A 12,001-nucleotide genomic window follows, 5' to 3' on the forward strand; every position below is an offset into this window, starting at 1 on the left:
ATTCAGCTGTTTTTTATATGTTCATTATGTTATAATAACAAGATGTTTAATCAATAACGGAGGTTGTCGGGAAAATAATGAAACTTACAAAAACAGAAGTCGAAAATGAAATTAAACCCGTGTATGTCGAAGATATATTAATCGCCTATCAACTCTTGAAAGATGTCGTCGCCCATACACCTTTGCAAAGAAATGATCGTCTATCAGAAAAATATGATTGTCATGTATATGTAAAAAGAGAAGACCTACAGTATGTTCGTTCGTTTAAATTAAGAGGGGCTTACTATAAAATTAAAACGGTTGAAGTAGAAGCACGTGAAAAAGGTGTCGTTTGTGCAAGCGCAGGAAATCACGCGCAAGGCGTTGCTTACGCTTGTTCTCATTTAGGAATTGACGCAAAGATATACATGCCTCAAACAACCCCTAAACAGAAGATCAACCAAGTAAAAATGTTTGGTCGTGATTTTGTTGAGGTTATCTTAATTGGTGATACTTTTGACGATGCAAAGATCAGTGCGATAGATTGTGCGGAATTAGATGGTCGCATCTTTATCCCGCCTTTCGATGACCCTGATATAATTGCCGGCCAAGGAACTGTTGCTGTTGAAATATTGAACGATATTGAAGAACCTGCTGATTTCTTATTCGCTAGCATTGGTGGTGGTGGACTAATTTCGGGTTTGAGCACTTATTTTAAAAACGTCTCCCCTCATACCACTATTATTGGTGTAGAGCCTTCTGGAGCCGGAAGTATGAAGGCAGCCCTTGATAATAATCAATTAACGGAACTAGGGAGTATCGATAGTTTTGTTGATGGCGCAGCAGTAAAATGTGTAGGGCAGCAACCTTTTGAGATTTGTCGCAAACTGTTAGATGATGTCGTGCTTGTTCCTGAAGGAAAAGTATGTACAACTATATTAGAATTGTACAATCAACATGCTATAATTGCCGAACCTGCGGGCGCTTTAACTATCGCCGCCCTAGATTTTTATAAAGATGAAATTAAAGGAAAGTCTGTTGTCTGTGTTATAAGTGGTGGGAATAACGATATTGGAAGAATGCAGGAAATAAAAGAAAAGTCTTTGATTTATGAAGGGCTACTTTATTACTTCATCGTTGATTTTCCACAGCGTGCTGGAGCACTTCGTCAGTTTCTTGATAAAGTACTTGGTCCTGAGGATGATATTACCACTTTTGAATATACACGTAAGAATAATAAAGAAAGTGGACCTGGTCTAGTTGGTATTGAATTAAAAAATAGTTGTGAATATGCTGGACTAATTCACCGAATGGCTGTAAGTGGCTTCACTTATACAGAAATTAATAAAGATAGTAATTTATTCGACTTACTCATTTAAAAAACCTAGTTTCAAATTCAACTATGAATTTGAAACTAGGTTTTTGAATTATTATATTTGATTAGTTATCAATCAAAAGATCAAACCTGGATATTATGCACTTCGTTTAAATGCGCAATTGGTTGAAATCTCCCTAAAGCGTTTATTACACCCGCATGAACGCCTTCATGCCATGCTAAAAACTGAACAATACCTTCCATATCATCAAAGGTCATAATATCATCTCCTATTACAAGTGGCTCTGACATTTGCCATTCTAGTTTCCCTTCTAGAAAATCCGTCGCCCAATTTAGCTGTTCTCTTAGTGCTGCTAGTATAACAGATGCTGCTGGAACATCGTCTTTCCATTCTTTTGGACTTGTTCCATCGTCAAAAAAAGAAATCCACTCTGGATACTTTGGTTCGTACGAGTTCACGCCTTGCTGAATAAACGTCTCAATTGTCACGAAAAGATGCCCTGCATGCCAACGAATATTGTTATTGAAACCTTCATGTAGGATATCCCACTTAGTATTCTCAATCCTTTTTAAACGTCCTATTGTGTGCATACGCGCTAATTTAAGCTGTTGTATAGTTGCGACTGAAATCCTCTCCCTTTTTTATATTTATCTTTACTCTAAATCATTTAGTTAGTTTTTGAAAATAACTAGCTTATCATCCTATTTAAATAAAAATTTTGGTAATGGAAGTATGCCCTTTTCTTACCTATTGTATTTATAATTTACTACGTGTATACTTAGAAAACAAGCTGCATTGTTCGTATTATAATTAAGTTTTAACCTTTATACTGTAATCGGGAGTTTTACATCGGGATTGGAATGGCAGGCCTTATTTATAAGGACAGACAGGATAATTTCTGCGAACACCCACTTTGAGGAGTGGTGGTTTAAAACTTTCTACGCGAATACGGCAAAGGCGGCTTTCTTACATATTTTTCCACAACCAGTTTCCAATGGAAGCTGGTTTTTTAATTCCAACTATTTGGAGGTGAATTTTGTATGAAGCGTTTAGTGGTAACAGGTTACAAACAGCATGAACTCGGCATATTTAATGACGATCATCCTGGAATCGGATTCATAAAAACTGCTTTAAGAAATCAGTTCTTAATTTTACTTGATGAGGGTCTAGAGTGGGTTATTGTAAGTGGTCAACTTGGTGTAGAGTCATGGGCAGTTGAGGTTGTTATTGAATTAAAAGAGCAGTATTCACATTTGAAATATGCAATAATCACTCCTTTTATAGAACAAGATAAAAATTGGAACGAAAATAATAAAGAGAAATACCGCACTTTAATTGAAGGAGCAGATTATCAAGTTAGTCTAACTTCTATCCCATATGAAGCTCCTTGGCAATTCATCGAGAAAGATAAGTTTCTAATGCGTAACTCTGATGGGATGCTCATTGTATATGATGAAGAAAATGAAGGTTCACCGAAATTCATTAAAAAATCTGCCCAGAGTTATGCAGATGTGTCAAAATATCGTGTTATCACAATTACCGCAGACCATTTACAAATGATAGCAGAAGAAGAACAAATGAAAAATTGGTATTAATAAATCGGTACTAGATTGAATTCTAGTACCGATTTTAATTTGTGTTAATATCATTATTTTAGAACTAATAATTTGACCTTTTATTTTACTTTAAGAACCCAACCGAAAGGATCTTCTATTTTACCTGTTTGAATGCCTGTTAATGTATCATAAATCTTTTTAGATAAATCGCCTGTTTCTCCGTTATTTATAATCCATTTTTCATCATTATAGTTAAATTCTCCAATTGGAGAAATTACGGCTGCTGTACCTGTTCCAAATGCCTCGTCTAAAAGTCCATTTTTATGAGCAGTGTAAATTTCATCTATCGAAATTTTGCGTTCTACAACTGGTATCTCCCAATGTTTTAATAATTCTAGAACCGACTTCCTTGTGATACCTTCCAAAATGCTACCATTCAGAATAGGCGTAATAACTTCACCATTTATTTTAAAGAAAATATTCATTGCACCAACTTCTTCAACATATTTCCTTTCAATCCCGTCCAACCATAACACTTGTGCATATCCCTTTTCACCGGCAATTTCTTGCGCTTTTAAGCCAGCCGCATAATTCCCAGCAGTTTTTGCAGTACCTGTCCCACCCGCTACTGCTCGTACATATTTATTTTCCACAAATATTTTAACCGGACGAATGCCTTCTTTATAGTATGATCCGACTGGTGAAAGTATAATAATAAATTTGTAATTATGAGAAGGTTCAACGCCTAAATGCGCATCAGTAGCAATCATGAATGGTCTTATATAGAGTGATGTCCCTTCAGCTGTAGGAATCCATTCTTTATCTACCAGTAGCAATTGCTTTAAAGCTTCAAGTGCAAGTTCCTCATCTACTTGTGGCATTGATATTCTTTCAGTAGATTTATTCAAGCGTTTCATATTTTGCTCAGGGCGAAACAAACGAATTGTTCCTTCTGATGACATATATGCTTTTAATCCTTCAAAAACAGTTTGACCGTAGTGAAATACTGTTGAGGCAGGATCTAGTGAAATAGGTTCATAAGGTACGATTCTCTTATTTGTCCAACCGAGTCCTTTTGTATAATCCGCGATAAACATATGATCTGTAAAAGTTGTACCAAATACCAATTTATCTGCCATTGGTTTTACTTTTTTTGACTGACTTAAATTAACTTGAATTGTGTTTTCTACCATTAAATTTTATCCCCTTAAACAAATATTTGATTAGTAAAACTTCTATTGAAATAATAATACAATACATATATATTATACAGTTAAAGTAATAGAAGAAATAGTCTATTTTAAAATATTTTTCAGAAAAAGAAAATTACAGCATTCGATAAAAAAGACATACTATAGTTTGAATTGTCCTACAACCTTTTCTAACTCCTGAGCCATTCGACTTGTTTCAGTTGAGCTGTTTGCCACTTCCTCTATTGATGCAGAAGTCTGTTGTGTTGCAGCCGAAATACTATTAGTTGTGTCTTCAATTTCATGAATTGTTTTTGCAAGCTGATTAATCAATGTTACAACTTGTTCAGAGTTTTCCGCCTCTATTGTCGTCATTTCTGAAACTGTACTAATTTCATCCACTGTTTTTGCCACAGCACTTGATATTTCACCCAATGAGACTGCTGTAGAACGTACTGTGGTAGTTCCAGCTTCAATTAGTTTGGTACTTGCAGTTGTAGAAAGTACTACATTTTGAATACCTACAGTAATAGCCTTAACAAGCTTTTCTACTTCTAAAACTTCTTTGTTAGATTGTTCCGCTAGTTTTCTAACTTCTTCAGCAACAACAGCAAACCCTTTACCATGTTCTCCTGCCCTAGCTGCTTCAATTGAAGCATTTAGCGCCAACAAGTTTGTTTGTGCTGCAATAGCAGCAATTGATCCTGTTATACTTTGGATTTTTGCAGTTGATTCATTTAAACCTTCGATTGTATTCCCAGTATCAATTGAAGCTGTTCTAATTTTGTCCATGTCACTACTAATTTCAATAGCTCTTTTTTGACCTTCTTCTGCTGTTTGCATCGTCACTTTAGAGTTTTCAACGCTTAAATCTGCTTGCTCTTTCGATTTTTGAAGGCCATCAGCAAGAATTCCTAATATATCCGATGAGCGTTCAACATGAATAGTTCCTTCTGAAATAGCAGAGACCGCATCATTCATATTAACAGATATTTGATGGACAGTAATATTCATCTCATCCAATGAAGCTGCAGTTTCAAAAGAGTTTCTAGTTAAATATGTGGATGTTTCCTTCATAGTTCCAATCATATCTCTTAAATTTACAGTCATTGTGTTCAAAGTCCGTCCTAAATCACCTATTTCATCATTACTAGTAATTTTTGTATCCTCAATAGCAAGATTTCCATCAGCAATTTCTTTTGCATGAGCAATAAGCAATGAAATTGGTTTTGTTTTGCGTCTAATGAGGAATATCGTAATAAGGGAAGCTAGTAGCATCGGAATTAGACTAATCAGAACACCATTTTTAACAACATCCCAAGTTCGTTCTCCAACAATTGAACCGTCAAAATCAATTACACTTAACGCAATTATATCTTTACTAGGGTCATGATCTTCAAATATCGGTGCATAACCCGATAGTCTATCCATGCCACCAAATTTTTGAAGTTTTGAGTATGTAGAATGTTTCATAGCTAAAAGCATTGATACGGCATCTTCATCCAAGGGAATAGAATCTCCTGGTTTGAATCCTTTTTTACGCAAATTATCATCTAGTGCCAGTATTTTGCCGTCTAAATCAAGCATATATTGCGTTTCAAAAATACTTTTGTGTTCAATCGTCCAATTCAACTGCTTTCCAACAGCCTCCATTGTCGCGCTATCCCCATTTAACATTTTCACAATGTCTCCAGATTGAATTAATCCTGTGGTGATATTTGCGCAACCGTACGCCTCTATTCCAGCCGCATCATATAATTTATCATAAGCTGTTTTATAAGTTGCAAAAGATGTAATAACAAGCATCGCAACAATTATTCCTACAATGATTGTACCAAGCTGAACTGTTAATGTATTTCGCATTATAATTCCCCCAAGTTAAAAGTAGTACCTTTCTCTCATTTATAGCATGAAAAGTGGATAATAGATATAACCGCTCATTTAATCACAGCTAATCTTATCCGATCTACGTTCGATAATTCGACATATGAATATTATTGTAAAACCTTTACTTGTTATGTTGCTTTGAAATTAAATTATTATAAAAAGCAACAACTTTCGTATCTTCTTTATATTCAATTAATCCTTTATCAGATAACTTATATGTACCTCTTTTAATTCTTTCAAACCAACCATAATGATTAACACTTAAGATAGATTGTGTATTATCAACCGTACCCATTTGTCGTAAAAGTTTAGGCGATTGCGGTCCTAATTTATCCAAGTAACAGGCGATATGTATACAGCTTTCTTTATAGGCTGTCATAATCTTTGTTTGTGTACTTCCACCAATATTATTACCTATATGTCGCCCACTAATTTCAGTAATCAGTTTTTTTCTCCTTTTAATACTTCGAGCCATGCTTTTAACTCTATCAAATGGTTCAGGCTCAATTACAACGTCTACTTGATTGCCACTTTCTTCAAATGATACTAATAATAAACCCATTTCTAATCTTCGGATTAAAAAGCAAATGTCTTTCCATTTTTTTGAATGCATACTATATGATGGCCTAGGTATGGCAATATAAACGTGTTTTGTAAGTCGTTGTCTTTTGGCCGCCTGAATCAATAAGTTAATAGATAGTAAAACTTTTAATTCAATGATGATGAGTTCTTCACCTTTTACAGCAACCACATCGCAATCATTAACCTCTCCGTGAACGATGTAGTCATGTTTTGTAAAGTATTGTCGAATCGGTTCATATAAATCGACTTCATAATACTTCGTTTTTTTATTTTTCATAGGAATAAAACACCCGTCTATCATCCTTTCAGAAAGACTATATATCATAAGATTACGACAAACCTATTAATTACAAATATAAAAAAACAGAGCATCCATATATGCCTTCTGCTTTTTAATTTATTGGAGGACTATAACTAATTATTACATCAATTAAAGTTATTATTATAAAATGAATTCATCAATTTTTAATACAAGTTCTGCAATCTCTGGCTTACTCACTTGACCATCTGCACCTACTTTCAAGCCTTTATGCATTAAGTCATCTGTAATTAAAGATGAAAATATAATAACCGGTAACATGGCCAAACTTTCATTTTCCCGTATTCTTCTTGTAAAGTGATGGCCATCCATTTTAGGCATCTCAATATCAGTAATGACTAACTGAACATCGTCAGTAATTTTTTTCCCACTTGCAACAACACTCTCAAGATAAGACAAAGCCTCGCTTCCGTTCTCAAAGAAGTCTAAATTTCCATAACCAGCTTCATTTAATGTGGAATAAAGTAGCTTTCTTAAAAGAGGTGAATCTTCTGCGATGATAATTCTTTTCTCCGAACGCGCTCGCTGGCCTAGTTTCTTCACTTGATTAACGTTTATACCAGTTTCAGGGTTAATATCAAGCATAATTTTTTCGAAATCCAGTAATAATAACATCTCGCCTTCTCGCTTAATAACGCCAATAACTTGAGAAGACTCAGCGTTATAAACATCAGATGGTTTCTCAATTTGATCCCAAGAAATTCTGTGAATTTGTGTTACATTATGTACATGAAAAACTACTTGTTGTTTATTAAATGCCGCAACTATATATTTTTCTTCACTTCTATCTACTTTTGGTGCAACACCCAGTACTTTTTCCATATTAATAACCGGTAAAACCTCACCGCGTAGTTGAATAATACCTTCGATTGAAGGGTGTGTATGTGGAATAATTGTCACTGGGATAGGTAAAATAATCTCCTTAACTTTGATTACATTAATGCCGTATCGGTTATCACCCATTTCAAATTCAATAATTTCTAACTCATTTGTGCCTGTTTCCAGTAATATACCATTATGTTTCGACATAATTATCATTCCTTTCGTTAACTCTATTATCTTTCGCCTATAAATAGTATAACAGTAGTTATGGCCTTTATGAACTACTCTAAATAATAGTTTTTTATTAAACTTTCATGAAATTCACCAGGTGCTTTAATTGCATTTTTATTTTGCTTTCGCACGATTCGTAATATATAAATAAACCACTAATACTTTTTGTAACTTCATGTCTATGAGCACCTAGTTTTTCAGAAAAAAAAAGCCTTCATAAAAGAAGACCAATTCGTACTAGTTATTTAAGAAAATGATTTACTTTCTATTTTGCCTTTTTGATTGCGGAAGCTCTGCAAACTGCTTTATCACCTGTTGAAAAGCATCCTCTACATCTACTGCATCAATAATATGTTGTTCTTTTTCTGAATCTTGTGCGCTTGAATGCTTATACTTAGGATCATAATAAAATTCAAGTAAAAAATTTGTAGCAGATTCATAATCACCATGATTCAAATCGACTTCAATCTGTTTTGCAATTGGTGTGTGAACATTCTTCTTAATAAGCTGAAAGGCATCATTAAACTCTCGGGAATAATTCCACGGCTGATAGTCATCCAAAATATTTTGTATCCGGACTTTTAAAGGTATGTTAATAAATAGTTGCAAAGCATTTTCTTTTTTAGCATATAAAAATTCAGGCAAACTTACTTTACCAATTCGTTTACTTTCACCTTCTATAAATACATAAGGTTCATCTTTAAATCGTATTAATTCATCGACAAGTAATGATTCGAATTTTTTTTGATTACTAGGTTCGCGACCTATTTGACCGAAAATTGACCCCCTATGACCTGCCATCCCTTCAAGATCAATCACTGGGTATCCGCTTTCTACTAGCTTCTCTAGTATAAGCGTCTTACCGGACCCTGTATTACCATTTAAAACGATTAACTCAGGTGCAAACTCTTCTTTACCTAGTTCATGTACTACCCACTGACGGTACGTACGTATCCCACCTGACAATCGCTTAGCATGAATATCCATCAAGTTCAAAACGGTTGCTGCTGTTTTACTACGCATACCACCACGCCAGCAAAATACAGTAATTTGAGTAGTCATTTCTTTAAATGTGGCGATAAAGTTAGGCAGTTTAGCTGAAAATATTTCTAACCCTCTAATCTTCGCCTCTTCCGCACCTACTTGCTTGTACAAAGTTCCAATTTCAGCTCGTTCTTCGTCATTAAATATAGGTATATTAATACTACCCGGTATTGTCGCTTCATTAAATTCCTTCGGCGAACGGACATCTACCATCGTATGATTATTATCATTTCTAACAGCTATTAATTCATTAATTGTAATATCACGAATCATCTATTCACCTTCTCATATAATGTCATTCTTTAACGAACATTGATACGGCCTTGATTTTCCTCAGTAACCTCACCAATGTTTCGTGCGTCTACTCCCTTTTCATGGAGTTCTTGGACAAATGCATCCGCCTCATCCTTCGAAACAGCAATTAACAAACCTCCAGAAGTAACTGCATCACATAATATCCATCGATCGATTTGGTCTAGTGCATCGGGATAAGTGACAATATCTGCAATATGTGCAAAGTTACTCTTCGTTCCACCAGGTACTGCACCGGCTTCAGCTAGCTCCCTTACACGCGGTAATACGGGTACTTGCTCATAATGAATGTCAAGACCAACATTGCTGCCTTTCGCCATTTCAGAGGCATGTCCCAGTAGACCAAAACCAGTTACATCAGTTGCTGCGTGGACATTGTAGTTCGCCATCACTTCCGCTGCTTTTTTATTGAGTGTCGTCATTACTTTAGTAACGTTTTTAATTTCTTCTACTGAAAGCAAATTATTTTTTAAAGATGTTGTACAAATACCTACACCTATTGGTTTGGTTAAGATTAGTTGATCTCCTGGTTGCGCCCCTGCATTCGTTCTAATCTTATCTGGATGTACAATACCTGTGACAGCAAGACCAAATTTAGGTTCTTGATCGTCAATTGAGTGACCACCTACCAGAGTTACACCAGCTTCTATTAATTTATCGCCTGCGCCTCTAAGTATTTCACTTAATATTCCTTTATCCAATGTGGTAATCGGGAATGCAACGATGTTCAATGCAGTTATTGGCGTCCCACCCATTGCGTATACATCGCTAATCGCATTCGTTGCTGCAATTTGGCCAAAATCATAAGGATTATCTACAATTGGCGTGAAAAAGTCCAAAGTTTGAACAATCGCTGTAGTATCATTTATTCGATAAACCCCTGCATCATCACTTGTATCTAGTCCAACAAGTAGGTTCGGATCCTTTACAGTCTGTGGAAGCTTGCTTAATACCTGCGCCAAATCTGCAGGACCAATTTTACATCCACATCCACCTTTTTTTGTCAGTTTGGTTAATTTTACTGTATCGTAATTTTCCATCCTACATCACTCTTCCTTTAAAGTATCTTCATTTATTTTAGCACAAAAATATTATTGACCCTGATTTTAAGAATTATACGGCTAGCTTTTTTCCTTCAGTCTGTTCCTTTTATATGGTTTTAACCACCTAAACCACTTTCCTACAATAGTATTATTAAACATATTTAAAGCGGTTCCTTTAAAGTTAAGGAACCGCTTGATTAAATGATATTATATTATTTAAACAGATTGCTTAATAGCTGGTACTCTTTGAGCGTTATCACTATATTTACCATAAACGTAATATAAACTAAATGATATAATTAGACCTGCAATCCAAGCTATATCTACGCCACCAAGTGTCTTTGAGATTGAACCTTGATATATACCATTATTCGTAAATGGTATTTGACAAATGATTGTGAAGATATAAATTGATAAAGAGCTCATACGTAATCTACCAAAAACACCGTCCTTTTCCATAAAATCATCTGGATGATAATTTTGGCGTTTAAGTATATAGAAGTCTGTTAAATTAATGACACTCCACGGAATAATAAAAAATAAAATAAACCCTAAATACATCTGAAAGTAATTCATAAAGTTTCCAGCACCTACCGTAGCGGCCAAAGCTATAAGTAAACCAATCGTAACTGATGTAATAACACGGATTTTGATTGTCGTTTTAAATTTAATAAAGTTACTTGCAATTGATAAAAGAATAATACCTGCTCCGTAGATGTTTAATGAATTAATAACAATTAATCCAAGTGACAATAGAATTACGATAACAATCCCAGACCCGCCGCCTAAACTCATTATTTGAGACATTACATTACCGTCAATAACCATACTAGCAATTGCAGCACCTAGTAACATTAACCAAGTCGAACTAAGGAAACTTCCTAAATAAGTATATTTAAATGTTTTTTTACTATCTTCAGGCTTCATATATCTTGAATGATCCGATACATAGGGACCATATGTAATTTGCCATGTAATACAAATAGATAAAGCTAAAATAAACTCATTAATTGAAAAAGTTCCTTGACTAAGTGTTTCCATAGAAACTGAACTAATTACGAATACTGTCAATAAAACAAATACACCTATATAAAGATAACTATATATTTTCATGGATTTTTGAATCAACCCTTGTCCATAGATTGCTAAAAGTACCATAGGAATTATGCTAATGAGAATTGTTAAATTAATATTTATTCCCAATGATTCATATAACCCCTGTCCAACTAAGACCGTATTACTTGCACCATATCCGAGATACATTGTTAATATGATAATCATTGGTAATAGAACACCAAAGTAACCAAATTGCGCCCTACTTTGCATGACCTGTGGAATACCTAATTTAGGCCCTTGTGCTGAATGAAGTGCCATTATTGTTCCGCCAATTGCATGTCCGGCTATAATAGCTAAACAACCCCACCAAAAGTTCAATCCAATAATGGTTACTAACGCTCCAGTAATAAGTGTTGTAGATACTGTATTTGCTGCAAACCACGTAAAAAATAATTCTTTAGGATTACTATGTCTCTCATTTAAAGAAATATATTCAAAGCTTTTCGACTCAATTGAGCTAGATTGATTGTGTTCATTCATAAGATTACACCGCCCTTTTTTTGGTATTTCGAGTTTAAACCTTACGGAAACGCTTACATTTATTCAATAATAATATAAGAATAAATGTCAAGAGGGGTGACCC

The 12,001-nt window shown here is 34.6% G+C and carries 10 protein-coding genes and 1 other RNA gene; 3 read left to right on the forward strand and 8 right to left on the reverse strand.

The window, feature by feature from the left end; translation table 11 throughout:
• Nucleotides 1–77: 77 nt before the first annotated feature.
• Complete coding sequence (gene ilvA / locus AC3RV6_RS12735; RefSeq protein WP_489746415.1) at nucleotides 78–1,358, forward strand: threonine ammonia-lyase IlvA; 1,281 nt, start codon at nucleotides 78–80, stop codon at nucleotides 1,356–1,358.
• Nucleotides 1,359–1,438: 80 nt separating this feature from the next.
• On the opposite strand, the gene AC3RV6_RS12740 is transcribed toward ilvA, so the two are convergent.
• Nucleotides 1,439–1,945 carry a DinB family protein gene (locus AC3RV6_RS12740; protein ID WP_489749249.1) on the reverse strand — a complete coding sequence of 169 codons (507 nt, stop codon included), beginning with the start codon at nucleotides 1,943–1,945 and terminating at the stop codon, nucleotides 1,439–1,441.
• A 155-nt stretch (nucleotides 1,946–2,100) separates the two neighbouring features.
• Here AC3RV6_RS12740 and ssrS point away from each other — a divergent pair.
• A non-coding RNA gene (gene ssrS, locus AC3RV6_RS12745) (6S RNA) lies at nucleotides 2,101–2,284 on the forward strand.
• 72 nt (nucleotides 2,285–2,356) lie between these two features.
• A complete protein-coding gene (locus AC3RV6_RS12750) occupies nucleotides 2,357–2,911 on the forward strand; it encodes an SLOG family protein (protein ID WP_489746416.1) in 555 nt (184 codons plus the stop codon).
• Between the two features lie 80 nt (nucleotides 2,912–2,991).
• Here AC3RV6_RS12750 and AC3RV6_RS12755 read toward each other — a convergent pair whose 3' ends face one another.
• The 7 genes from AC3RV6_RS12755 to AC3RV6_RS12785 all read right to left on the reverse strand — a co-directional run bounded on the left by AC3RV6_RS12755 (nucleotide 2,992) and on the right by AC3RV6_RS12785 (nucleotide 11,898).
• Nucleotides 2,992–4,065: a branched-chain amino acid aminotransferase gene (locus AC3RV6_RS12755; RefSeq protein WP_489746417.1), complete on the reverse strand. Its 1,074-nt coding sequence runs from the start codon at nucleotides 4,063–4,065 to the stop codon at nucleotides 2,992–2,994.
• A 159-nt stretch (nucleotides 4,066–4,224) separates the two neighbouring features.
• Complete coding sequence (locus AC3RV6_RS12760; protein ID WP_489746418.1) at nucleotides 4,225–5,925, reverse strand: methyl-accepting chemotaxis protein; 1,701 nt, start codon at nucleotides 5,923–5,925, stop codon at nucleotides 4,225–4,227.
• A gap of 145 nt (nucleotides 5,926–6,070) precedes the next feature.
• Nucleotides 6,071–6,808: a DUF2161 family putative PD-(D/E)XK-type phosphodiesterase gene (locus tag AC3RV6_RS12765; RefSeq protein ID WP_489746419.1), complete on the reverse strand. Its 738-nt coding sequence runs from the start codon at nucleotides 6,806–6,808 to the stop codon at nucleotides 6,071–6,073.
• Between the two features lie 165 nt (nucleotides 6,809–6,973).
• The gene (locus AC3RV6_RS12770) at nucleotides 6,974–7,879 is read right to left on the reverse strand and encodes a chemotaxis protein CheW (protein WP_489746420.1); all 906 of its coding nucleotides are present in this window, start codon (nucleotides 7,877–7,879) and stop codon (nucleotides 6,974–6,976) included.
• A 282-nt stretch (nucleotides 7,880–8,161) separates the two neighbouring features.
• Entirely contained in the window at nucleotides 8,162–9,220 is a 1,059-nt protein-coding gene (gene mnmH / locus AC3RV6_RS12775) for a tRNA 2-selenouridine(34) synthase MnmH (protein WP_489746421.1), read from the reverse strand.
• 29 nt (nucleotides 9,221–9,249) lie between these two features.
• Nucleotides 9,250–10,299, reverse strand: coding sequence for a selenide, water dikinase SelD (gene selD / locus AC3RV6_RS12780; RefSeq protein WP_489746422.1), 1,050 nt, complete (start codon nucleotides 10,297–10,299; stop codon nucleotides 9,250–9,252).
• Between the two features lie 219 nt (nucleotides 10,300–10,518).
• On the reverse strand, nucleotides 10,519–11,898 hold the full coding sequence (locus AC3RV6_RS12785) for a purine-cytosine permease family protein (RefSeq protein WP_489746423.1): 1,380 nt from the start codon (nucleotides 11,896–11,898) through the stop codon (nucleotides 10,519–10,521).
• Nucleotides 11,899–12,001 lie beyond the last annotated feature (103 nt).

It is taken from the genome of Sporosarcina sp. So3-204, from assembly GCF_058068165.1.

What these genes read in the sequence shown, in the direction of transcription:
- ilvA (WP_489746415.1), top strand. Translation starts at nt 78, where the DNA reads ATGAAACTTACAAAAACAGAAGTCGAAAATGAAATTAAACCCGTGTAT.
- AC3RV6_RS12750 (WP_489746416.1), top strand. Translation starts at nt 2,357, where the DNA reads ATGAAGCGTTTAGTGGTAACAGGTTACAAACAGCATGAACTCGGCATA.
- AC3RV6_RS12755 (WP_489746417.1), bottom strand. Translation starts at nt 4,065, where the DNA reads ATGGTAGAAAACACAATTCAAGTTAATTTAAGTCAGTCAAAAAAAGTA.
- AC3RV6_RS12760 (WP_489746418.1), bottom strand. Translation starts at nt 5,925, where the DNA reads ATGCGAAATACATTAACAGTTCAGCTTGGTACAATCATTGTAGGAATA.
- AC3RV6_RS12765 (WP_489746419.1), bottom strand. Translation starts at nt 6,808, where the DNA reads ATGAAAAATAAAAAAACGAAGTATTATGAAGTCGATTTATATGAACCG.
- AC3RV6_RS12770 (WP_489746420.1), bottom strand. Translation starts at nt 7,879, where the DNA reads ATGTCGAAACATAATGGTATATTACTGGAAACAGGCACAAATGAGTTA.
- mnmH (WP_489746421.1), bottom strand. Translation starts at nt 9,220, where the DNA reads ATGATTCGTGATATTACAATTAATGAATTAATAGCTGTTAGAAATGAT.
- selD (WP_489746422.1), bottom strand. Translation starts at nt 10,299, where the DNA reads ATGGAAAATTACGATACAGTAAAATTAACCAAACTGACAAAAAAAGGT.
- AC3RV6_RS12785 (WP_489746423.1), bottom strand. Translation starts at nt 11,898, where the DNA reads ATGAATGAACACAATCAATCTAGCTCAATTGAGTCGAAAAGCTTTGAA.